Genomic DNA, 21,333 nt, shown 5'->3' with positions numbered 1-21,333 from the left:
GCGGGGTGGAGCAGCCCGGTAGCTCGTCAGGCTCATAACCTGAAGGCCGCAGGTTCAAATCCTGCCCCCGCAACCAACGACGCTTGCGAATGACCATTCGCCACATTTCGCCGGGATCGTAGTGTGCGGTTCCCCGCAACCAACGATACTTGCGATACGAACGCATCGAGAACGCCACTGTCCGGATGGACCGTGGCGTTTTTCTTATGCGCCGCGAACTGCAGGATCGCCGCCAGGTCGCCACGCAGGATGATCGCCAGTTCGCCTTCGGCCGGCTGGAGCGTGATCTGCGAGACGAGTGTGCGCAGGCGCTCGGCGGCCTCGGTCTTCGTGTCTTCGGCCTGAAGACTCTCATAGAGAGATGCGATCCGCTGCTGGTAGATCTCCGCCATGTTCGGATGGAGAAGGGGAGGCGGCTCCTCCGTGTTGGCCAGACGCTCTGTGACTTCGGCTTTGCGTGCTTCCAACCGCTTCATGTCGTCGACGATTGCCTGGATTGGTCCGCCAGCCTTGAGCGCCGTTAGAAGTTTTGCCAGTTCCCGATCAATGCGAGGTAATTCTGCCCGCATGGCCACCAGATCGGCGCCCAGTTCCATACGCAGTCGGTTCACCTCGCGGGTGAACTCGTTGCAGAATTCCTTGAACAGGTCCGGTTCCATCAGATGCGTACGCAGTCCGCTTAGAACTGATGCTTCGAGGGCGTCGCGACGAATGTTCAGTCGGTTGTCGCAGGTGCCCTTGTTACGCGCCGTCGAGCAACCGAGCAGATCCTTCGAGATCATGCTGTAGCCGCCGCCACAGCAGCCACAGCGGATCAGCCCGGCAAAGAGATGGCGCGGACGGCGCCGCTCACTGAGGGCTTCGTTTCCCCGTTCCGGCTGGCTGAAGGTTGTTTCGGCCTGGCGGGCCTTCACGGCATCCCATAGATCCTGGTCGATGATCCGCAACTCCGGCACCTCCTGGATCACCCATTCGGATTCAGGATTGAGGCGCGAGACACGCTTGCCGGTATCGGGATCCTTCAGATAGCGCAGCCGGTTCCAGACCAGGCGCCCGACATACATCTCGTTGTTGAGGATACCGGTGCCGCGTTCCCGGTTGCCGTGAATGGTGGATGGTCCCCATTCGCGTCCCTGGGGGCCGGGAACGCCATCCCGGTTCAGTTCCATCGCGATCGTGCGCGAGGATTTGCCGCGCGTGTAATCGGTGAAGATCCGCCTGACCGTGCGGGCCTCGTCCTCGTTGATGGTCCGGTCGCCGCGAATGCGCTCACCCCTGGCATCAAACTGGCGCACCACGTCATAGCCATAGGAATTGCCGCCGCCGGACTTGCCGTCCTCGACGCGTCCGCGCAGCCCTCGCCGGACCTTCTCGGCCAGATCCTTGAGGAACAGGGCGTTCATCGTGCCCTTGAGGCCGATATGCAGGTGCGTGACGTCGCCTTCGGAGAGGGTAATGATCCGCACGCCGGAGAAAGTCATCCGCTTGAACAGACCGGCGATATCTTCCTGGTCGCGCGACAGCCGGTCCATGGCTTCGGCCAGCACGATGGTGAAGCGCCCGCGTGTGGCATCCTGGATCAGTTCCTGTATGCCGGGGCGGAGCAGGGAGGCACCGGAGATCGCCCGGTCGGTGTAGCTGTCGACGATCGTCCAGCCCTGCTTTTCGGCATGAAGGCGGCAGAGGCGCAACTGATCCTCGATTGAGGCGTCACGCTGGTTTTCGGACGAATAGCGGGCGTAGAGCGCGACTTTCACAATCCCATCTCCCTAATCCTGGAGATCGCGTCGCCTCGCGGCCTCCACTTCAGCGTTGACGAAATCCCGTGCGGCCTGACGGGCCAGAAGCCGGACCAGACTGACCAGCCGCGGATCCGCTCCACTGCGCAATGGTGTCACGTTGGCGTCCGGGGCGTCGAGAACGAGCCGCAGCTTGCCAACTATCGTATCGCGTTGGCGTGCCATCTTCCCGTCCTTTCTGCATGGACCATCGGTTAGCTCTGACGGCACTGTGGATGTTGGACGGGATGGGCGTGAACAAAAAAATGCGCGGAAACAAAGAGATGGACTGTCAGAGGAGGGCTTCGGGATAGTCGCGAACACGCGCGGCTATCGCTATCTGCGCTATCACAAATTGGTGATGTTGCGACTATAATAGTCGTAATTTATTGCGGTGTGCATCGACTCGCAGGTTGGTTGGCACGGACCTGCGTTCCGTAAAGCCGTATCTACACGGTTCCATGGATGCGATCCGGCGTCTGGTGGGGCCGGAAGAGAGGAAGAGGGACGTGGGGTTTTCGTGACGGATTCAGGGGTGGGAGAGAGGCTTCCGCCCGTCCGTCACGGAGTGTCCCGCCATGGCAAGCGCCATCCAGAAAATCGCCCTCAATGCGTCCCGTGATATCCCTTTCAACAGGCTGGTGCTGTCGCAGTCCAATGTGCGGCGTGTGAAGGCCGGCCTGTCGATCGAGGAACTGGCCCGCGACATCGAACGTCGGGGCCTGCTTCAGAGCCTGAACGTCCGGCCCGTGCTTGACGGAGAAGGGGTCGAAACCGGCACCTATGAAGTGCCGGCCGGCGGCCGGCGCTTTCGCGCACTCGAACTGCTGGTAAGGCAGAAGAAGCTGGCAAAGACCGCACCCGTGCCGTGTGTGGTCCGTGAGGCAGGATCGGCCATTCTCGCCCAGGATGATTCCCTGGCTGAGAACGTGCAGCGGGTCGCGCTGCATCCGCTGGACCAGTTTCGTGCCTTTCGCGACATGCTGGAAAAAGGCATGTCCGAGGACGAGATTGCTGCCGCGTTCTTCGTCTTGCCGACCGTGGTGAAGCAGCGCCTGCGCCTGATGACCGTTTCGGACAAGCTGCTCGATGTCTATGAGCAGGATGGCATGAAGCTCGACCAGCTCATGGCCTTTTCGATCAGCGATGATCATGCCCGTCAGGAACAGGTCTGGGAGATTATTGCCCAGAGCCATAACCGCGAGCCCTATCTGATCCGCCGCATGCTGACGGAGAAAACCGTGCGCGCGTCGGATCGCCGTGTGCGCTTCGTCGGGCTGGAGGCTTATCTGGCGGCTGGCGGCCCCATCATGCGTGACCTGTTCGAGGCCGATGACGGCGGTTGGCTACAGGATCCGAGCCTGCTCGACCGGCTGGTCATGGAGAAGTTGCAGGAAGCTGCCGAACAGGTCCGTGCCGAAGGCTGGAAATGGGTGGAGACGGCTCTGTCCTTTCCCTGGGGGCATACACAGGACTTCGTGGAAATCGAGGGCACGCCTGTTGCTCTTTCGGACGAAGAAACCGCCTGTCTGACCGCGCTGCACGGCGAGCAGGAAACTATCGAGGCGGAATATGCGCAGGCCGATGAGTTCCCGGAGGAAATCGATAGCCGTTTGGGCGAGATCGAGCAGGCCATCGAGGCGCTGGAAGAACGCCCGGTATCCTTCGATCCCGCCGACATGGCGCGGGCTGGAGCCTTTGTCAGCCTCGATACCGACGGCACGCTGCTGGTTGACCGGGGTTTTGTCCGGCCGGAAGATATGCCGGTCGAACTCGAAGTCGATCAGGACGAATCAGACAGATATGACGACGCCATTGACCACCGCGGCGATGGCGATGATGCCGAAGGGGATGGGAGGGAAGGCGCACCCGATACCGAGCCCGAGGAGGAAGACGGACTGAAACCGCTTTCCGATCGCCTGCTGACGGAACTGACGGCCTGGCGCACACTGGCCCTGCGGGATGCGTTTGCCAGCAATCCGCATGTCGCGCTGACCGAACTGCTTCACACGCTGGTACGCGATCTGTACTGGCAGGTCTCGGGCGCGGATTGCCTGGAAGCCTATGTCCGGGAAATCCCGCTGCAGGTCCATTCCCCCGACATGCCCGGCAGCCTGCCGGCCCACGCGCTGCGCCAGCGCAACGAGGGCTGGAAGCATGACCTGCCGGAGGATGAAGACGCCCTGTGGCGCTGGATCGACGGACTGGACGACACCAGCCGTCTGGCCCTGCTGGCGCATTGCCTGTCTTTCGGGATCAACGCGCTGCATGAATCGTCCCATGGCCCGTCTCTGGCACGCAGCGTCAGGGAACGGCTGGCCCGCGCCGGGCGTCTCGCCACTGCGCTTACGCTTGATCTGGTCGAAGCGGGCTGGCAGCCGACGGTGGAGAACTATCTCGGCCGCGTCACCAAGGCCCGTATTCTCGAAGCCGTGCGAGAGGCGCGGGGAACTGAGGCAGCCGAGCGTATCGCACATCTGAAAAAGAACGACATGGCGCAGGCGGCCGAAAGGCTGCTTGAGGGCGCCGGCTGGCTACCGGAGGCCCTGCGGACGGCGCATGCGCCGGAGCGAACTGAAAGGGAAGAAGGGGCGGCGCGTATGACCGATAGTCATGATGCGGTCGCGGCCGAGTGAGATCTGTCGATGAATATCATGGGCGGCTTCCGGTCTCCGGGAGCCGCCTTTTGTATTGGACGAGACTGTATCCGGGCACAGCGCGTTGTAACGCGCACCCGAGTTAGCGGCCGGTTGGAGTCAGTGACGGGTCACTGGGTGCAAGTGTCGATCCGTCTCGAGTTTGAGGGCTGCTGGCCATAAGGGCGTTTTGGTATAAAAATCCCGTCTGCTGAAGCCGGTGCCTGTTCGGTGCTCGTTGAGCAGTCCTGCCCAGTACAGCGGACGCAGGACATGGACGTAAAGACTGGCGGTCAGCTTGTAATCCCGGTGACGGATCTCCTCCTCTTCACCCCCGTAGAGAACCGAACATAGTCGCTCTTCGGTGACGGCAGCCTGGGCTTCGATATTGATGACGTTGAGAAAGATATCCCAGTTGCCGAACAGCGGCTCATCGCTTCGGGTGTAAGGACTGTGGTCAACGACAAAGAGGAGATGGGTCGTTAACAGCATCCAGAGCCGGGCAGGCTCCGATCTGAGTTTTCTCGCCAGGTCGGTCAGCCGCAGGGTTCCCTTGAAATGCCGTGCGAGCTTCGCACTGAGCAGAACCTCATGCAGGATCACCAGCGGCGGGAAATCGTGTTCATTGAGGACTTTGTTAACGGCGTAGAGGTCTTCGACCGTATAGGCTGGCCAGTCAAATGCCTCGGCGGCCCACGCGACAAAATAGCGCTTGAGCGCCTTGGTGGGCGTGAGGCCGATCGGGCCGTTTTCCTCAATATAGCCGATCGTCAGCAGCGCGGCCTTCAGGATGAGGGCATGCGACAGGGGGAGGTCGGTGTCGGGCGAACGAAACGGATTCATTACATAAACAATGAACCAGGTAGGTGCGAGTTGCCAGTCTGGCTTTACGACGCAGGGACAATCTCCGTCCCGCGTCCTTCATTGTAATGTCGGTTATCGCCCTCATGTCGGTCATAAACGGGGCCTTGTTGGTTTCTGGAAAGCAGACGGTCGTCAATAGTTCTCGTTATCCGTCGATATCCTGCGCCGCGCGATCGAACTGCGTATTGACCGCCCATATATTGCGGCGCTGGAAGCGCATCGGCGATGTCGGTTCGCGGCGCAATGTACCAAGGCGGCGAACGATGCGGAGAGGCTGGCTCCTTTGGTCGGATCAGGACGCAGCGAAACTTCGCCATGGGCGCGGCAGCCGAAGCGGCGCCCCACATTCTGATAGTCGACCCACTGAATGATGCTGACGCGCCGCAACTGATTGCCGCTCTGGCGAAAAAGGGCGGCAGTGGCATCATGCCTCTGTCGTGATGAATGCGTTGCTGCTAATTCTTTGGTCCAGCGAAGGAGAGCAGGCTAGCGTAATGGAATCCAATATCGAAGCACTTGAAAAACGCCTGTGGACGGCGGCGGATCAGTTGCGCGCCAACAGTGATTTTGCCAGTAACGAGTATTTCTTGCCCGTCATGGGCCTGATCTTCCTGCGCCACGCCTACAGCCGCTATCTGGCAGTGAAGCCGGAGATCGAGGCGGGCTTGCCGAGCCGCGGCGGCGTAACCCGGCCGCTGACCAAGGAAGACTTCACCAGCCGGGGCGCGATCTTCCTGCAACCCGAAGCGCAGTTCGATCATCTGGCCAGCCTGCCGGACAGTGCGGATCGCGCAAAGGCGATCATTGCAGCCATGGAGGCGGTCGAAGGTGACTATGCCGCGCTGGCGGGCGTGCTGCCCAAAAATGAATATCAGCAATTGGAAAACGACGTTCTGGGCGATGTGCTGCGCATCTTCAACGATCCAGCGCTTCAGAATGCAAAGGGCGATGTGTTCGGGCGCATCTACGAATATTTCCTGACGCAGTTTGCCGATCAAAGCGCGCATGACGGCGGCGAATTCTTCACGCCCCCATCCATCGTGCAGATGATCGTCAATGCGATCGAGCCGGATCATGGCAGCGTGCTGGACCCCGCCTGCGGTTCGGGCGGCATGTTCGTCCAGAGCGCCCACTTCATCGAGAAGATGCAGCAAGATCCGACTAAGGTCGCCACCTTCTACGGGCAAGAAAAGAACGCAACGACCATCCGGCTTGCTAAGATGAACCTTGCCGTTCATGGGCTGGAGGGGCGGATCGAACCCGGCATCACCTATTATGCCGACGCGCATGAACTGGTGGGCAAGGCCGATTTTGTGATGGCCAATCCCCCGTTCAACGTGGACGAGGTGGACGCGGAGAAGATCAGGAAAGACCCGCGCCTCCCTTTTGGCCTGCCCGGCGTGAACAAGGGCAAGAAGGTTTCCAACGGCAATTATCTGTGGATTAGCTATTTCTACAGCTATCTGTCGGATACGGGTCGCGCGGGCTTTGTCATGTCGAGCCAGGCATCGAGCGCGGGCGGGGAGGAAGCCAAGGTTCGGCAGAAGCTGATCGAGACCGGCCATGTCGATGCGATGATCGCTATCCGGGGCAATTTCTTCTACACCCGCACCGTTCCCTGCGAATTGTGGATGTTCGACAAGGCGAAGGCGGCGGAGCATGCCGACAAAGTGCTGATGCTCGATGCGCGGCAGGTGTTCCGCAAGGTGACGCGCAAGGTTTTCGACTTCTCCCCCGAACAGTCGCAGAATTTGACGGCGATCTTCTGGCTCTATCGTGGGCAGGAAGAGCGGTTCCGAGAACTGGTTGCCGCCTATCTGGACCGGGCGATGGCAGAGGCGCTGGCGGGCGACGCGGCGATGGAGCCGTTTCTGGATGCGCTGGACGGACTAATCGAGACGCTGGATGAAGGCGTGCCCGACGAGTTGACAGACGCTCGTGCGGTTTTTCAGGCGGATTGGGACGCCTACCTCGCAGCGACCAAATCACTGGGCGACGAATGGGCTGACGGCACGGCTGCCATTGCCGAACTACATGAAGGCTATGACGATCTGGAGCCACTGGCGGAGACCAGCCGCGATCTGGTGAAGCAGGTCGACCAGTTGTTCAAGCTGGCGGAGAAGGCGCATCGCGATACGGGCGGCAAGCGGGGCAAGACCAGCCCGGTCAAGGCGCTGGAGGAAGCGCGGGTCGATGCCGTAGATCAGTTAAAACTGGTGCGCTATTTCCACCGGCAGGCGCACTGGCTGCTGAGCCGCTTTCCCGATGCGCGACTGGTCGCGGTGCCGGGGCTGGTCAAGCTGGTGGATCGGACGGAACTGGAAGCTAACGATTGGAGCCTGACACCGGGCCGCTATGTTGGCGTGGCTCCGGAAGAAGAGGACGAAGATTTCGATTTTGAAGGAGTGATGCGCGATATTCATATCGAGCTGGCAGGGTTGAATGAGGAAGCGGCGTCGCTGGCAACGCAGATACAAGCGAATTTTGCGAGGTTGGGGCTGTGAGTTGGCGACCTGCATCACTGGGCGATTGCATCGAACTTGTCAGCGGTGCAGCGTTCAAAAGCGCGATGTTCACCGATAATAAGGACGATATCCCATTAGTGAAGGGCGAAAATATCGGCCAAGGCAAAATTTTATGGGATAAAACACGGTATTGGCCAGCAACGCAGTTCGAAGAATATTCGAAGTTGGTACTGAAGCCAGATGACATTGTCCTGGCAATGGACCGGCCATGGGTGACGGCGGGGCTGAAATATGCGATTGTCTCCGACCGCGACCCGGTGAGCTTATTGGTGCAGCGGGTAGCAAGGATCCGGCCGCTTCCGAACGCCGACGCAAAATTTCTTAAGCACGTCATCGGCTCTAAGGGTTTCTTAGAATATATTAAAGGCATTATGGGCGGGACGAATGTTCCGCACATAAGCGGGCGTCAGATCAGGGATTTCAAATGCCAATTGCCGGACCTTGAAACCCAACAGCGGATCGCCTCCATCCTCTCAGCGTATGATGATCTGATCGAGAATAACCGGCGGCGGATTGCTTTGTCGGAGGAGGCAGCGCGGCAGCTTTACAAGGAATGGTTCATCCGCTTCCGCTTCCCCGGCCATGAACATGTCAAAATCATCAACGGGCTGCCGGAGGGGTGGGAATGGCTCCCATTGGGCGATGTTCTAACCCTTCAGCGCGGCTTCGACCTGCCTGTATCCGAGCGGAATGAAGGATCTGTGCCGGTTTATGGTTCGACCGGTATTGTCGGTTTTCACGATGCAGCTAAAGTTGACGCCCCCATGCTGATCACTGGGCGATCTGGATCACTTGGGCAGGTCTGCTTCGTGCCCGTGCCATGTTGGCCACTAAATACCGCGCTGTGGGTGCGAGAATTTAAGCGAGTCAATGCATGGTTCGCATATTTCCTGCTTTCGGAAATGGGGCTAGAGAAGTACAACGGTGGCGCTTCGGTGCCGACTTTGGATCGAAAAGTGGCACACGCTGCGTCAGTCATCTTGCCGAGTAAGCACTTATTGAAGACGTTCGACGAGACCGCGCAGCAAAATTTTGAATTGATCCACAATTTGGCCAAGCAAAATGAGCAACTCGTCAAAGCCCGTGACCTTATCCTGCCCAAGCTGATGAGCGGAGCGATCGCCGTATGAAGCCGCTGAACGAAGACACGCTGGTTCAGGCGACCATGGCCGACTATCTGGCCGATGCGCTGGGCTGGGACAGCGTGTATGCGTTCAACACCGAAATACTAGGCGCGGAAGGGACGCTGGGCCGCGCGTCCGAACAAGATGTCATCCTCACCCGCTATTTGGGCGAAGCGCTTATTCGGCTGAATCCCGGCCTGCCGGACTCCGCCTATGCCGACGCGCTGCGCCAGATTACCGATGCGCCGCTTGGGTCGAGCCTGATGGCGATCAATCGGGACGCCTATGCGCTGCTCAAGGATGGCGTGCAGGCCAGCTTTCGCAATGCGAAGGGCGAACTGGTCAAACAGCGGCTGCGCCTGATCGATTTCGACACGCCCGAGAACAACCATTTCCTGTGCGTGCGGGAACTGTGGATCAAGGGCGACCTGTATCGCCGCCGCGCCGACATTGTCGGTTTCGTCAATGGCCTGCCGCTGCTGTTTGTCGAGTGCAAGGCAGTCCACAAGGACATCCGCCACGCCTATGAGCAAAATCTGTCCGACTATAAGGACACGATCCCTCACCTGTTCCACCACAACGCCTTCATCATCCTGACCAACGGTCATGCGGCGAAGATTGGCTCGCTCTCCAGCCGTTATGAGCATTTCAACGACTGGAAGCGACTGGAAGAGGATGAGCCGGGCGTTGTCGATCTGGAGACGATGCTGAAGGGCATCTGCGCCAAAGCCAATTTCATCGACATCCTGGAAAATTTCATCCTGTTCGATGACAGTGGCGAACGCCTGGTCAAGATCGTGGCGCGTAATCACCAGTTTCTGGGCGTCAACCGGGCCATCGCAGCGGTGAAGGATCGCAAGGCGCGGAGCGGCAAGCTGGGCGTGTTCTGGCACACGCAGGGATCGGGCAAGAGCTATTCCATCGCCTTCCTGACGCAGAAGGTCCATCGGAAGATCGGGGCGAACTTCACCTTTTTGGTCTGCACCGACCGCATCGATCTGGACAGCCAGATTTACGGCACCTTTGCTGGGTGCGGCCTCGTCAACAACGACAAGGCGCAGGTCCGGGCCGGAACCGGCGCGGAGCTGAAATCGCTGTTGGCGGTGCAGAAGCCCTATGTCTTCACGCTGATCCACCGCTTCAATCAGGATGTAAATCCCGACAATCCCTATTCGGATCGCGACGACATCATTGTCATCACCGACGAAGCGCATCGGACGCAGAACGGCCTGCTGTCGCTCAACATGCGCAACGCCTTACCAAATGCCAGCTTTCTGGGCTTTACCGGCACGCCATTGATGACAGGCGACGAGACGACGAAGCAGACGTTCGGCGATTATATCTCAACCTATGATTTCCAGCGCGCCGTGGAGGACAATGCGACTGTGCCGCTTTACTACGACGCCCGTGGGGACAAGCTGGGCGTCGCCACCAACGACCTGAACGAGAGGATCGCAGCCAAGCTGGAAGAGCTGGAGCTGGACGATCCCAATGTGACCGAACGGCTCGAAAATGAGCTGAAGCGCGAATATCACATCATTACCGCCGAAACCCGGCTGGACACCGTCGCGGCGGATTTCGTGGAGCATTACACGACCGTCTGGGAAAGCGGCAAAGCCATGCTGGTCTGCATCGACAAGGTGACGTGCGTCCGCATGCACGCGCTGATCGCAAAGCATTGGGATTTGCGGATCGCCAGCCTTGAAAAGGCACTGGCGCAAGCGACCGACGAACAGGATCTGGCCGACCGGCAGCGCCAGCTTGCATGGGTCAAGTCCACCAGGGCGGCGGTCGTGGTTTCGGAGGAACAGGGCGAAGTCGACAAATTCCGGAAATGGGATTTGGACATCGTGCCGCACCGGGCGCTGATCAAGAATGGCTTTGAAACGGAAGACGGCAAGCGCATTGATCTGGAAACGGCCTTCAAGAAACAGGACCATCCATTCCGTATCGCCATCGTCTGCGCTATGTGGCTGACTGGTTTCGATGTGCCGAGCCTTTCGACCCTGTATCTGGACAAGCCGCTGAAGGCGCACACGCTGATGCAGGCTATAGCGCGAGCCAACCGGGTAAGTGCAGGGAAGAACAACGGCCTGATTGTCGATTACTGCGGGATATTGAAGAACCTCCGCAAGGCGCTGGCCACCTATGCCGGGACGCCTGGAGGTGGGCTAGGCAATCCGGGCGATCCACCGCCGGAAATCGACCCGGTCCGCCCCCCCGAAGAACTGCTGGCTGATTTGGAGGAGGCGATCGAAGCGGCGGAAGGCTTCCTGTCCTCACGTGAATTCCGGTTGCTCGACATATTGGAGAAGGTCGGATTTGATCGGAACAAGGCGATTATCGACGCTAAGGAAGCTGTCAACGAAAATGACGAAAGCCGCAAACGCTTCCAGATCATGGCGCGCGAGGTGTTCAAGAAATTCAAGGCATGCGTGAACTTCCGCGCCGTAAATGCCTACCGCCAGCGGTTTGCGGCAATCAAGGTCATCTACAACAGCCTGGATGAGGATGTGAAGAAGGCCGACATATCCGACATCATGCGCGAACTGCATGCTGTAGTGAATGCGAGCATCGAAACGCACGTTGATCCCAACGATCAGGATGATCGGCTGTATGACATTAGCCGGATCGATTTCGAGAAGCTGAAGAAAGAATTTGAACGCAGCCCCCGCAAAAATACGACCGTGCAAAGCCTGAAGGATGCCATCCAGAAAAAGCTGGAAATGATGCTGCGCCAAAATCCACTACGCACCGATTTCCAAAAACATTATGAGCAACTGGTCTCGGATTATAACAGCGAGAAGGATGCCGTGAACATCGAGCGAACCTTCGCGGCCCTGCTGGTGCTGGCGGAGGAACTGGATGGCGAACAGCGCCGTGCAGTGCGCGAGGGATTGGATGAAGAAACCTTGGCCCTGTTCGATTTGCTGATGAAGCCTGACTTGGAAAAGAGCGATATTGCCAAGCTGAAAAAGGTCGCCGTTGGGCTATATGAAGTTCTGAAACAGCAATTAGACGCTGTGCAGGATTTTGCCGGGAAGCAGGCGACGCGCGATGCGGTTCGTGTAGCGATAACGAACTTCCTCTACGATGATCGAACCGGCCTTCCCCAAAGCTATGAGCTGAACGAAGTGGACTTGAAGGCGCAAGCGGTCTTTGCCCACATGCTGACCAGGCGCAGTCTGGATCTTCATGCCGTGTGATGCTTCGACGTTGGAGGTAATCTGAAGGGGCACGTGGGCTCTGTCTAAATGGATCGACCGGTTCCGGTGAGAGCTGACATTCGCAGCCCCTCGTCGGAACAGCTCATATTGGTCGGTAGGCGTCATGAACATGGGCGCAGGCTACAGCTGCTTTCGGTTATCGCTTGCCGATAACCGACATTCCGCTTTCCTGAAGGGTTTCGGGCGCCGCGAGGCGTACGAAAGTCTGGGAAGACCGAACCCGCGACACCGGGACTCAGTTATGGGGAATTTGCAACTGGCGCTACCCGGGGGAGAGCCTGAGCCAGAGCATACAGGTGAGTTTGTGGAACTGGAACGGGTTTTTATGACCGGATCTGCATGACGCGATGACAGAACTGGCGGTGCAGACGGCGATTTTCCCGGTTTTCCCGGTGATGCGTACAGGAGCCCCGGTTTGCCGGGGCGGAGCCACTCCGACATCGGGATCGGTCATGCTGTCGTATCTGCGGGCTGTCATGGTGATCCCTTGGTTGGATCACTCGCCTGTGGCGGCCCTCGGGGCTGGCACCATCGGGGAAGGATCTGGATGACGACCATCGGACCACCACAGCATGGGCACGGCGGTGGCGTGACCGGTTCGGCTTCCGGGACTTCTGGCGCTGGTGTGGATATGACATTCAGCAGTTCCCGTACCCGGGGGAGGCTGGCCTTGCGACTGGAACTGGCCAGCAGGCCATAATGGCGGATGCGATGAAATCCCCGTGGCAGGACATGCAGCATGAAGCGGCGGATGAACTCATCCGTGGCGAGTGTCATGACCTGCTGCTGGTGGGCCGTGTCCCGCCGGTAGTCCTTGTAGCGGAACGTCACACCGTTTTCGTTGAACGCCAGGAGGCGGCGGTTCGAGATGGCGACACGGTGGGTATAGCGTGACAGGTAGGCCAGTACCGCTTTGGGACCGGCAAAAGGTGGTTTGGCGTAGACGACCCAGCGCGTGCTGCGCACAGGAGCCAGATACCGCATAAAGGCACGGCGGTCTGCCAGAGGGGCAAGCTGCCCCCGCAAGACCAGCCGGTCGGCATCGAAAAGTGCGCGCAGCCGGGTCAGGAACAGGCGGCGGAACAGTTTGCCCAGCACGCGAACGGGCAGCAGGAAGGCAGGGCGTGACGAGATCCAGCGCCGGCCATCGGGCGAGAGACCGCCACCCGGCACGATCATGTGCACGTGGGGATGGTGGGTCAGCGCCGAACCCCAACTGTGCAGTACGGCGGTGATGCCGATGCGGGCACCCAGATGCCGGGGATCGGCGGCGATCGTCATCATCGTCTCCGAGGCGGTCTGGAACAGCAGGGCGTAGAGAACGGCCTTGTTCTGGAGCGCGATGTCGGCGATCCGCGTCGGCAGGGTGAAGACGACATGGAAATACCCGACCGGCAGCAGATCGGCCTCCCGATCGGCCAGCCATGTCCGCGCGGCGTTCCCCTGACAGCGCGGACAATGACGGTTGCGGCAGCTGTTATAGGCGATCCGCCAGTGTCCACAGTCCCCGCAGGCCGCGACATGACCACCAAGGGCCGCGGTGCGACAATGTTCGATCGCCGACATGACCTTGAGCTGCTGCAGGGGGAGACGGCCGGCATGGGCTGACCGCCAGGCAGGGCCGGCAGCCCGGAAGATGTCCCCCAGTTCGAGGGAGGCAGACATGATCGCCCCCGCCCGGGGATCAGCCGTCGGGCCTCGCCTGCGTTGTCGCCAGCATGCCCAGTCTGTCGAGCGGACTGATGACGGCCCGCACGGTCCGTGTCGCAACTTTTGTATAAAGGGCCGTGGTCTCCAGACGGGAATGACCCAGCAGAACCTGGATTACGCGGACATCGACACCATCCTCAAGCAGGTGCGTGGCAAAGCTGTGCCGCAGGGTATGAGGCCCCACACGTCTGGTGATCGAAGCAGCCTGCGCGGCATCGACAACCACACGATGGAGCTGCCGTGTGCTTATGGGCCTCATGGTATCCTGGCCGGGAAAAAGCCAGCCACCGGAATGCATCACGCCCTGCTGGCGTCCGGCCTTCCACCACTCCCGCAGCAGAAGCAGAAGGTCTGCCGGAAGCATGGCGTTGCGATATCGTCCCCCTTTGCCCCGTTCGACCCTGAGCAGCATGCGCTCGCTGTCGATATCGCTGATCTTGAGAGCGGCGACCTCGGCCACCCGCAGGCCTGCCCCATAGGCGACCGACAGGGCGGCCTGATGCTTGAGGCATACGGTCGCGTTGAGCAACCGGGCAACTTCATCGCGGCTCAGCACGACGGGCAGGTTGCGGGGCTGCGCTACCCGGACCAACCTGCGTGCAAGGTCGGGGCGGTCGAGCGTCTGGGTGAAGAAAAACCGCAGCGCCGACACGATGGCATTCATGGTCGGTGTCGGCATGCCAGCCGCGTTCTGCGCAATCTGGAACTGGCGCACATCCTCGCTTGTTGCAGTGTGGGGTGAGCGGCCCAGAAACGTGGCGAAACGGCCGACATCGCGAAGGTAATTGCGCTGCGTCTCCCGGGAGAACCGCCGCACCGCCATGTCATCAAGCAGGCGCTGGCGAAGGGGACTGATTGCAGCAATGCACAGGGACTCTGTCATCATCCGGCTCCTTCTGGTGGGAAGAAGCCAGAGTGCTTGGCCCGATCAGGACAGTTCCAAATAAAACAGATCGCTCACGCCGTGGTGACAGACCTGCACACCGCACCAATCCCGCGCAGCGGGTTCGTTCTACCCCCCGCATTGCAGTCGTGATTTCCGGTAGGTGACGGGGACGCCGTGTTCCGGAATGAGGGGCCGGGTGTTTCTGCGGTTGGATGGGATCCCGCGTGGGAAGTGGTGATCAGAGGAAGAGGGGGGCTTCGCCTTCTGTGCCGAATAACCGGCATCAGAGGAGAGTTTTCCATGACCACGACTACCATCCTGCCTCCTGCGTCCCGTGGTGCAGCGTCCGGCGGCTTCCGCGTTGATCCTTCGCGCGGGGAGCGTAGCGCCCGCGTATCATCCGAATGGTTTTCCCGTCCCGATGACGAGCGTTACCTGTCCCTGTCCGATCTGCACGCGGCCACACTTGCCCGTGCCGAGCGCGCCACAGCTCGCACGGTGGAAAGCCGCGGCATTCGCGTCGAGGCCTCGCGCGACAATGCCGAGCGCCTGACCCTGACCTTACCGGGGCAGAATGAGCCGATCGCGCCCACGCACTGGTCGTTCGGCCAGATGTGCAGCCTGGTCAGCGCGCCATCGTCCTATCTGCGCAATCTTCCGGCTCCGCTGGCGGCGATCAACCTGCAGCACGGACTGCTGTCGCACCGCGCCGAACTGGTCAAAACGCTGGAAACCGAGGACGGCCGCGTCGAGCTACGGGCCGTGACCGGTCCCGATTACGGCCGCATCTGGGACCATGAACTGGTCGGCGCGGTGCGGAAAATTGCTGGTGACGGCACAGGTGATACCAACTGGAAGGTGCCCGGTGTGATCGACTGGGCCACCATGACCCATAACCCCTATGTCGATATCACCACGGAAACCACGACGCTCTACGCATCGGATCGCGATGTGTTCCTGTTTCTCGTCGACGATACACACCCGATTGAGGCGGGACGCCTGCCCAATGGTGATCCCGATCTCTATTTCCGGGGTTTCTATGCCTGGAATTCAGAAGTCGGCAGCAAGAGCCTCGGCATTGCGTCATTCTACCTGCGCGGAGTGTGTCAAAATCGTATGTTGTGGGGCGTCGAAAATTTCGAACAGATCACGATCCGGCATAGCAAGTTTGCAGCCTCACGCTTCGTGCATCAGGCCACACCAGCCCTGCGAAATTTCGCCACGGCCAGCCCGGCCTCGTTCGTCTCGGGCATTCAGGCCTCGCGCAAGGCGCTGGTGGCGAAAACAGACGAGGACCGCGAAAGTTTCCTGCGTCGTCGTGGGTTCTCTAAACCGGAAACCACGAAGATCATCGAAACGGTCTTGCACGAAGAGGGCCGTAAGCCCGAGAGCGTGTTCGATTTCGTGCAGGGGATTACCGCACTGGCGCGGACAAAGGCCAACCAGGACACGCGGCTGGATCTCGAAGAGAAGGCCCGCAGGCTGATGGAGCGTGCTTCCTGAAAGCCGACTGCACGCTTTTCCGCCAATACGTTTTTACGAGCCCGGCCACCACGCCGGGCTTTTTCGTTTCGGGAGTTTTTCCGATGGCTGATTTTTTCACGCATTTTTCCTGCGTGCTCGACGTGGGCACGGTGGACAATGCCGCAAAGGCGCTCGACCTCTACAACGCGTTCATGGACGAACTGGCGGCGGAAGATCCACCCTCTGACGGTTTTGTCCTGTCGATCGTGCCCGAATATGGCGGCACGAAACTCTGGATGCACGATGAGACGACCGGAGATCCGCATCAGGTTGTGGAGTTCGTGCTACGTTGTGCGCGAACATTCCGGCTGCGGGGCCGATGGGGATTCCAGTGGGCCAATACGGCCTCACGTCCCCGGATCGGCGCGTTCAGTGGCGGTGCGCATCTGCTTGACCTTGGCAGGCGCAGGACGATTTCATGGATGACCACCGATCGCTGGCTGGCGATTGCCCTGGACGGAGGTAATCCCGACACAGGAGGGCAGGGCGATGACCGGACATGATGCAGGGGATCTCGCCCGTCGTCTGGCGGAGAACGCGGAGGCGGTGTGCCGGCGGTATCTTTCCGCCGGTCGCCGTCACGGCAATTACTGGCTGGTCGGTGACGTGCGCAACACGCCGGGTGGGTCGCTGTTCGTCCGGCTGCGCGACACCGCCAACGGCAGGGCCGGAAAATGGACGGATGCCAGTAGCGGCGAGCATGGCGACCTGCTCGACGTGATCCGCGAAAGCCTCGGCCTGGTGGATTTCCGTGACGTGGCCGACGAGGCGCGCGCCTTTCTCAGCCTGCCGCGTCCCGATCCGGTACCGTCGTCACAGGACCGTCCGGCCCGTGAGCGTGGCTCTGCCAGTTCTTCCGAAGCGGCGCAACGGCTCTGGGCCATGTCCGGGCCGATCGTGGGTACATCCGTAGAAGCGTATCTCCGTAGACGCGATATTACGCTTTTGCACGGAGCCGGCGCCCTGCGCTTCCATCCGCGCTGCTTTTACCGCCCGGACGAGGACAGTCCGACTGAGACGTGGCCCGCCATGATCGCCGCCGTCACCGACCTCGACGGCACTCTGACTGGTGTGCATCGCACCTGGCTGGCGGAGGAAGGGCGCGGCAAGGCGCCGGTCGATCATCCGCGCCGCGCCCTGGGCGGGCTGCTCGGCCATGCCGTGCGCTTCGGGGTGGCATCCGATGTGCTCGCTGCCGGGGAAGGCATCGAGACGGTGCTGTCGCTGCGCCAGGTTCTGCCCGACCTGCCGCTGGCCGCCTGCCTGTCCTCAGCGCATCTCGCTTCCCTGATCTTTCCACCGCTGCTGCGCCGTCTCTACGTCCTGCGCGATGACGATCCGGCCGGGGATCAGGCACTGGCGACACTGCACGCCCGCGCGGATGACGCTGGGATCGAGCTGATCGGTCTGTCGCCGCGGCTGGGCGATTTCAACGATGATCTCCGTGCCCTTGGACGTGGCGCGCTGCAAGCGATCCTGCATCCGCAACTCGCGCCATCGGACGTGGCACGGTTTCTGGAAGCTGCCGGCACCTGAGCGGGCCGGAAAGAGGGATGGGCGGTTTCCGTTTTCTATCGGCGGGCCGGTCGTGCCTCCCGTCCGGCAGGTCCGCGCCCCGGCCTTTCAGGTGGGGAGCGGGCGTCAGCCGGGCCGGGCCTTCAATGGCGTGAGCCGGCTATTTTCCATCGCGCCCCTTTGGGGGCGCTTTACATCGCGAAGCAAAATAGCTGGCTCCCTGCCATCCTCCGCTGTGCTGCGGCCGCGCGAGCGCGCGGTTCCGCCCCGTCCCTGGTCTGCCGCTGTCCGCCCCCGGAAAGGCCGCGAAGGGCGCGGCCGGAGACCTGGGAGGACCGCATCATGACCCGCACGACCGACGATTTCGAACCGCCGCCTGCCGCTTCATCCACCGCCCATGTGTTGGCTGAACTCCAGATGTATGGCTACCGTCCCTTCGAGGACGAGCCGGACCCGAGGCCGCTGCCCGAAGCTCCGCGCATCGGGGGTGCTGTGGCCGACATCTTCGACGCCATTGCCGCGGCGCTGACCGACACACGGCTGGAACCCGATCTCGAACCGCTGCTCTGGTCCACTGTCAACATCTTCCACCGTATGGTCGGCCAGGTGGAGCGTGAGCTTGACCGCAACGAGCAGGCGCAAAAGCGCGGGCAGCAGGAACAGGATGGCAGCGAGATCCGCTCGGTGGAACTGGAGCGGCTGGTCGCCGAAGGGCTGACCCTGATCGAGCGCCGCAACGCCTACGAGATCTTCCGTGACGAGGCGCAGGAGCAGTTCGAGCGCCTGACCCTGAGCGCGTGGCGGCCGAAGGCCGGCTCGCTGGTCTCACGCCGCACGATGACAGCCTCGATGATCGACAGCCGCGACTTCCTCAACGCCCGACGCCGCGCCGAGGGCGAATTGCTGGTCCCGCCCGGCCCCAAGGTGGTCGTGACCGGCGGTCTGGAATTCGACGATCATATCCTGATCTGGGACCGTCTGGACAAGGTCCGGGCCAAGCATCCCGACATGGTGCTGCTGCACGGCGGTTCGCCCAAGGGCGCGGAGTTCATCGCCTCACGCTGGGCCGATCACCGCGAGATCGTGCAGATCGCTTTCAAGCCGGACTGGACGAAGCATGCCAAGGCGGCGCCCTTCCGTCGTAACGATGTGATGCTCGACACCCTGCCGATCGGCGTCATCGTTTTCCCCGGCACCGGTATCCAGGAGAACCTGGCCGACAAGGCGAAAAAGCTCGGTATCCCGGTCCTGCGGTTCAGAGGCGGCGCGTGAGCGCCGTCTTCACTCCGGATTGCCCGTGACCGCGATCCGTGCGGCGCGGGCATAGAAGGCCAGTTCGGTGTCGCCGGGCACCAGGAGGTCAAGCAGGCCCTTCATGTCCTGCATGTCCGAATAGGATTGAAACGGCCCTGGTTGCCGCTCGATCGCCAGCACCGCAATGGCGAGTGCCTTTTTGACCAGATGCAGTTCGCGCCCCGTGATTTCCGCCATGACGTCTTCTCCCTGAGAGACGATAACGATGCACGTCCGCGTGCCGGACGCCAGTACGATTCTCGTTCCGTCGACACATCGTTTTCGCTATGATGCGGATTGCGCCGTGGTGGTGGTGGCAGGCGCACCCGTCCGACATCGTCGATTGCACGGAGACCACCGCCATGTTCATCCTTGCTCCCTTCCTGCTCGTTGCCGGCATTGGCTTCCTGTGCTGGTTCTTCTTCACCGTCGCAGTTTTCGCACTGCCCTGTGCTATCGGTCTGATGGCCGCGCTCTGGACCTTTGATACCGGTGCCGGCTTGCCTGGTGCGATCATCATCGGGTTTGTCGCGGGAGCCGCGACCTTCATTCTCGGCCAGATCGCATTTGCCTGCGTGCCCTGGGCGTGGCTCAGGCTGCTGATTGTCCTGCTCTATACCGTGCCCGCTATCATCATGGGCTACAGCACCACACATGGGATTGCCCAGATGATGATGCCGTCTGTGGCGTGGCAGTTCTTTTTTTCCGTCATCGGCGCGATCGCGGTGGGGATCACCGCTTTTATCCGCTTTACAGCCGTGGCCCCACCCGGACCGTCCGGCGGGAACATCGCGCGCGTCTGACCCCGTCCCGGCAGACTGCAGGCAGGGAACCAGACCAGATGCTTCATATGGCTGCCAGTCCCTGTCATCAGGGGAGGGCGGCTGACGTGGCGCCAGCTTCGCCTCAACGCGTTTACTGGCCCTGGTCGCTTTCCTCTTGGAACCACTCGGTCATGGACGGCGCTCGCCCGCGACTGGCTGACAGAAACAACGGATAGCGCGGCAATCTGTCAGGTATCGCTCCCCGGAACGGGTCATGTCATGGCCCGAAACGAACCCGTGACGACGCTCATGCTCTTTCCTGCCGGATCCTGAACGCCGAGGGGGCCTCATGTCCTCCGTGATGGTCGCTCTGTCGGGCCACGCACGCATACGGCCTCTGAAAATGGCTGATCTAGCCGAGGGGCGGCTGCGCCTCGATCGGCTATGGCGCAACGGCAGGCCGTAATTTTCTTCCCCTGACGGCTGCGCCGTCATTCCTCGCGAGACAAGAAAATTCCGTCCCGCCGTCCTCCGCTGCGCTGCGGCCCTGAAGGGTGCGCCGCCGATCGCCCCCGGCTCGTCGATCGCCATCGAGGCCGCAATGGTGCGGGCTCGATAACAGAGATCACGGAGCAGTATCATGGCCACCATCGGCACCTTCAAGAAGTCCGGCAACGAGTATGTCGGCGAGATCGTCACCCTCTCGGTTCAGGTCCGCAATGTCCGCATCGTTCCCGAGACGGGACGCCAGAGTGACAACGCCCCCAGCCACCGGGTGTTCGTCAACCGGGCCGAGATCGGAGCCGCCTGGTCCAAGCAGTCCAACGAGGGACGCAGCTATCTGGGCCTCAAGCTCGACGATCCGAGCTTCAACGCCCCGATCTTCGCCAACCTCTTCAATGACGAGGACGGCGAGACCTACAGCCTGATCTGGTCCCGCCCCAACGGTCGCCGCAACGGCGAGTGAGGTGCCAGCGATCCCCCGCCCGGCCGGTCCGGGCGGGGCCTTCGCATGACCGGTCGTGAAACGGCTGCGGCCCCCATCGCGTCGCGCCTGATCCACCCGTATGCGGGCAGGGAAGGGAAACAGGGCTTCCCTCAGCCTTCCCATTGTACCATGCCCGGCGTGAACCGCCTCAAGGACGCGCGGTCCCCCCAATTTTGCCCGGTGCACCCTGCGGGCACACCGGACAAAATCGGCTCCCCCGCGTGCCGCTGGCGCGGTCGCCTGCGGCGATCCTTGACCCGATTCACGCGCGCATGAGGCGGCGGCCTGTCTTCGAGAAACGAAAGGAGCAGGACGATGACCACGTTACACGACCACATCCAGATGCTGCGCGCCGAACTGACCAGCTTTCACCTCAGCCGTCGTGAGCGGGCCAAAATCGAGCGTGAACTGAAGCAGGTATGCGCGCAATTCGCGGCCAGATACCACGACGACGAGACCCCCGCGTAAGGCGGGGGTTTTTCGTTTGATCGTACATGCC

The 21,333-nt window shown here is 61.1% G+C and carries 18 protein-coding genes; 12 read left to right on the top strand and 6 right to left on the bottom strand.

Annotated features, from left to right (window positions below):
* Positions 1 to 32 precede the first annotated feature (32 nt).
* Together QEG70_RS11815 and QEG70_RS11810 are read right to left on the bottom strand one after the other, a co-directional pair.
* A complete protein-coding gene (locus QEG70_RS11815; protein ID WP_308720838.1) occupies positions 33 to 1,757 on the bottom strand; it encodes a recombinase family protein in 1,725 nt (574 codons plus the stop codon).
* A 12-nt stretch (positions 1,758 to 1,769) separates the two neighbouring features.
* Positions 1,770 to 1,964 (bottom strand): hypothetical protein, encoded by a 195-nt coding sequence (locus tag QEG70_RS11810; RefSeq protein WP_308720837.1) that lies wholly within the window; start codon positions 1,962 to 1,964, stop codon positions 1,770 to 1,772.
* 392 nt (positions 1,965 to 2,356) lie between these two features.
* On the opposite strand from QEG70_RS11810, the gene QEG70_RS11805 reads away from it, so the two are divergent.
* Positions 2,357 to 4,414 carry a ParB/RepB/Spo0J family partition protein gene (locus QEG70_RS11805; protein WP_308720836.1) on the top strand — a complete coding sequence of 686 codons (2,058 nt, stop codon included), beginning with the start codon at positions 2,357 to 2,359 and terminating at the stop codon, positions 4,412 to 4,414.
* Positions 4,415 to 4,534: 120 nt separating this feature from the next.
* On the opposite strand, the gene QEG70_RS11800 is transcribed toward QEG70_RS11805, so the two are convergent.
* On the bottom strand, positions 4,535 to 5,257 hold the full coding sequence (locus tag QEG70_RS11800) for a hypothetical protein (protein ID WP_308720835.1): 723 nt from the start codon (positions 5,255 to 5,257) through the stop codon (positions 4,535 to 4,537).
* Between the two features lie 246 nt (positions 5,258 to 5,503).
* Here QEG70_RS11800 and QEG70_RS11795 point away from each other — a divergent pair, with 246 nt between their 5' ends.
* The 4 genes from QEG70_RS11795 to QEG70_RS11780 are packed head-to-tail and all read left to right on the top strand — an operon-like array spanning position 5,504 to position 12,133.
* A complete protein-coding gene (locus QEG70_RS11795; RefSeq protein ID WP_308720834.1) occupies positions 5,504 to 5,719 on the top strand; it encodes a hypothetical protein in 216 nt (71 codons plus the stop codon).
* 53 nt (positions 5,720 to 5,772) lie between these two features.
* Complete coding sequence (locus tag QEG70_RS11790; RefSeq protein ID WP_308720833.1) at positions 5,773 to 7,782, top strand: class I SAM-dependent DNA methyltransferase; 2,010 nt, start codon at positions 5,773 to 5,775, stop codon at positions 7,780 to 7,782.
* The gene (locus QEG70_RS11785; protein ID WP_308720832.1) at positions 7,779 to 8,933 is read left to right on the top strand and encodes a restriction endonuclease subunit S; all 1,155 of its coding nucleotides are present in this window, start codon (positions 7,779 to 7,781) and stop codon (positions 8,931 to 8,933) included. The genes QEG70_RS11790 and QEG70_RS11785 overlap by 4 nt, the downstream gene beginning before the upstream one ends.
* The gene (locus tag QEG70_RS11780; RefSeq protein ID WP_308720831.1) at positions 8,930 to 12,133 is read left to right on the top strand and encodes a type I restriction endonuclease subunit R; all 3,204 of its coding nucleotides are present in this window, start codon (positions 8,930 to 8,932) and stop codon (positions 12,131 to 12,133) included. The genes QEG70_RS11785 and QEG70_RS11780 overlap by 4 nt, the downstream gene beginning before the upstream one ends.
* A 495-nt stretch (positions 12,134 to 12,628) precedes the next feature.
* Here the strand turns inward: QEG70_RS11780 and QEG70_RS11775 are convergent, their stop codons facing one another.
* Both QEG70_RS11775 and QEG70_RS11770 read right to left on the bottom strand, forming a co-directional pair.
* The gene (locus QEG70_RS11775; RefSeq protein WP_374762597.1) at positions 12,629 to 13,822 is read right to left on the bottom strand and encodes an IS91 family transposase; all 1,194 of its coding nucleotides are present in this window, start codon (positions 13,820 to 13,822) and stop codon (positions 12,629 to 12,631) included.
* Positions 13,823 to 13,838: 16 nt separating this feature from the next.
* Positions 13,839 to 14,750 (bottom strand): tyrosine-type recombinase/integrase, encoded by a 912-nt coding sequence (locus QEG70_RS11770; RefSeq protein ID WP_308720829.1) that lies wholly within the window; start codon positions 14,748 to 14,750, stop codon positions 13,839 to 13,841.
* Between the two features lie 300 nt (positions 14,751 to 15,050).
* Between QEG70_RS11770 and QEG70_RS11765 the strand changes: the two genes are divergently transcribed.
* From QEG70_RS11765 to QEG70_RS11750, 4 genes are all read left to right on the top strand, one after another.
* Positions 15,051 to 16,253 carry a DUF932 domain-containing protein gene (locus QEG70_RS11765; protein ID WP_308720828.1) on the top strand — a complete coding sequence of 401 codons (1,203 nt, stop codon included), beginning with the start codon at positions 15,051 to 15,053 and terminating at the stop codon, positions 16,251 to 16,253.
* A gap of 83 nt (positions 16,254 to 16,336) precedes the next feature.
* Positions 16,337 to 16,777: a hypothetical protein gene (locus QEG70_RS11760; protein WP_308720827.1), complete on the top strand. Its 441-nt coding sequence runs from the start codon at positions 16,337 to 16,339 to the stop codon at positions 16,775 to 16,777.
* Positions 16,764 to 17,810: a DUF7146 domain-containing protein gene (locus tag QEG70_RS11755; protein WP_308720826.1), complete on the top strand. Its 1,047-nt coding sequence runs from the start codon at positions 16,764 to 16,766 to the stop codon at positions 17,808 to 17,810. The genes QEG70_RS11760 and QEG70_RS11755 overlap by 14 nt, the downstream gene beginning before the upstream one ends.
* Positions 17,811 to 18,131: 321 nt before the next feature.
* Positions 18,132 to 19,061 (top strand): DUF2493 domain-containing protein, encoded by a 930-nt coding sequence (locus QEG70_RS11750; protein ID WP_308720825.1) that lies wholly within the window; start codon positions 18,132 to 18,134, stop codon positions 19,059 to 19,061.
* Positions 19,062 to 19,070: 9 nt separating this feature from the next.
* On the opposite strand, the gene QEG70_RS11745 is transcribed toward QEG70_RS11750, so the two are convergent.
* The gene (locus QEG70_RS11745) at positions 19,071 to 19,280 is read right to left on the bottom strand and encodes a hypothetical protein (protein WP_308720824.1); all 210 of its coding nucleotides are present in this window, start codon (positions 19,278 to 19,280) and stop codon (positions 19,071 to 19,073) included.
* 164 nt (positions 19,281 to 19,444) lie between these two features.
* Here QEG70_RS11745 and QEG70_RS11740 point away from each other — a divergent pair, with 164 nt between their 5' ends.
* The 3 genes from QEG70_RS11740 (at position 19,445) to QEG70_RS11730 (ending at position 21,302) form a co-directional block, all read left to right on the top strand.
* Complete coding sequence (locus QEG70_RS11740; RefSeq protein ID WP_308720823.1) at positions 19,445 to 19,885, top strand: hypothetical protein; 441 nt, start codon at positions 19,445 to 19,447, stop codon at positions 19,883 to 19,885.
* Positions 19,886 to 20,486: 601 nt separating this feature from the next.
* Positions 20,487 to 20,813 (top strand): DUF736 domain-containing protein, encoded by a 327-nt coding sequence (locus tag QEG70_RS11735; RefSeq protein ID WP_308720822.1) that lies wholly within the window; start codon positions 20,487 to 20,489, stop codon positions 20,811 to 20,813.
* A gap of 336 nt (positions 20,814 to 21,149) precedes the next feature.
* Positions 21,150 to 21,302: a hypothetical protein gene (locus QEG70_RS11730; RefSeq protein WP_308720821.1), complete on the top strand. Its 153-nt coding sequence runs from the start codon at positions 21,150 to 21,152 to the stop codon at positions 21,300 to 21,302.
* Positions 21,303 to 21,333 lie beyond the last annotated feature (31 nt).

The organism is Komagataeibacter xylinus (genome assembly GCF_031081985.1).
In the GTDB taxonomy this organism is placed as follows: domain Bacteria; phylum Pseudomonadota; class Alphaproteobacteria; order Acetobacterales; family Acetobacteraceae; genus Komagataeibacter; species Komagataeibacter xylinus_E.
Note: the sequence above shows the minus strand (reverse complement) of the source record. Positions and strands in the feature narration are given on the sequence as shown.

Excerpts from the sequence above, each read along its gene's own strand:
- QEG70_RS11735 (WP_308720822.1), top strand. The coding sequence starts at position 20,487 with ATGGCCACCATCGGCACCTTCAAGAAGTCCGGCAACGAGTATGTCGGC.
- QEG70_RS11780 (WP_308720831.1), top strand. The coding sequence starts at position 8,930 with ATGAAGCCGCTGAACGAAGACACGCTGGTTCAGGCGACCATGGCCGAC.
- QEG70_RS11810 (WP_308720837.1), bottom strand. The coding sequence starts at position 1,964 with ATGGCACGCCAACGCGATACGATAGTTGGCAAGCTGCGGCTCGTTCTC.
- QEG70_RS11750 (WP_308720825.1), top strand. The coding sequence starts at position 18,132 with ATGACCCGCACGACCGACGATTTCGAACCGCCGCCTGCCGCTTCATCC.
- QEG70_RS11765 (WP_308720828.1), top strand. The coding sequence starts at position 15,051 with ATGACCACGACTACCATCCTGCCTCCTGCGTCCCGTGGTGCAGCGTCC.
- QEG70_RS11730 (WP_308720821.1), top strand. The coding sequence starts at position 21,150 with ATGACCACGTTACACGACCACATCCAGATGCTGCGCGCCGAACTGACC.
- QEG70_RS11755 (WP_308720826.1), top strand. The coding sequence starts at position 16,764 with ATGACCGGACATGATGCAGGGGATCTCGCCCGTCGTCTGGCGGAGAAC.
- QEG70_RS11800 (WP_308720835.1), bottom strand. The coding sequence starts at position 5,257 with ATGAATCCGTTTCGTTCGCCCGACACCGACCTCCCCCTGTCGCATGCC.
- QEG70_RS11790 (WP_308720833.1), top strand. The coding sequence starts at position 5,773 with ATGGAATCCAATATCGAAGCACTTGAAAAACGCCTGTGGACGGCGGCG.
- QEG70_RS11795 (WP_308720834.1), top strand. The coding sequence starts at position 5,504 with ATGTCGGTTCGCGGCGCAATGTACCAAGGCGGCGAACGATGCGGAGAG.
- QEG70_RS11740 (WP_308720823.1), top strand. The coding sequence starts at position 19,445 with ATGTTCATCCTTGCTCCCTTCCTGCTCGTTGCCGGCATTGGCTTCCTG.
- QEG70_RS11805 (WP_308720836.1), top strand. The coding sequence starts at position 2,357 with ATGGCAAGCGCCATCCAGAAAATCGCCCTCAATGCGTCCCGTGATATC.
- QEG70_RS11770 (WP_308720829.1), bottom strand. The coding sequence starts at position 14,750 with ATGATGACAGAGTCCCTGTGCATTGCTGCAATCAGTCCCCTTCGCCAG.
- QEG70_RS11760 (WP_308720827.1), top strand. The coding sequence starts at position 16,337 with ATGGCTGATTTTTTCACGCATTTTTCCTGCGTGCTCGACGTGGGCACG.
- QEG70_RS11745 (WP_308720824.1), bottom strand. The coding sequence starts at position 19,280 with ATGGCGGAAATCACGGGGCGCGAACTGCATCTGGTCAAAAAGGCACTC.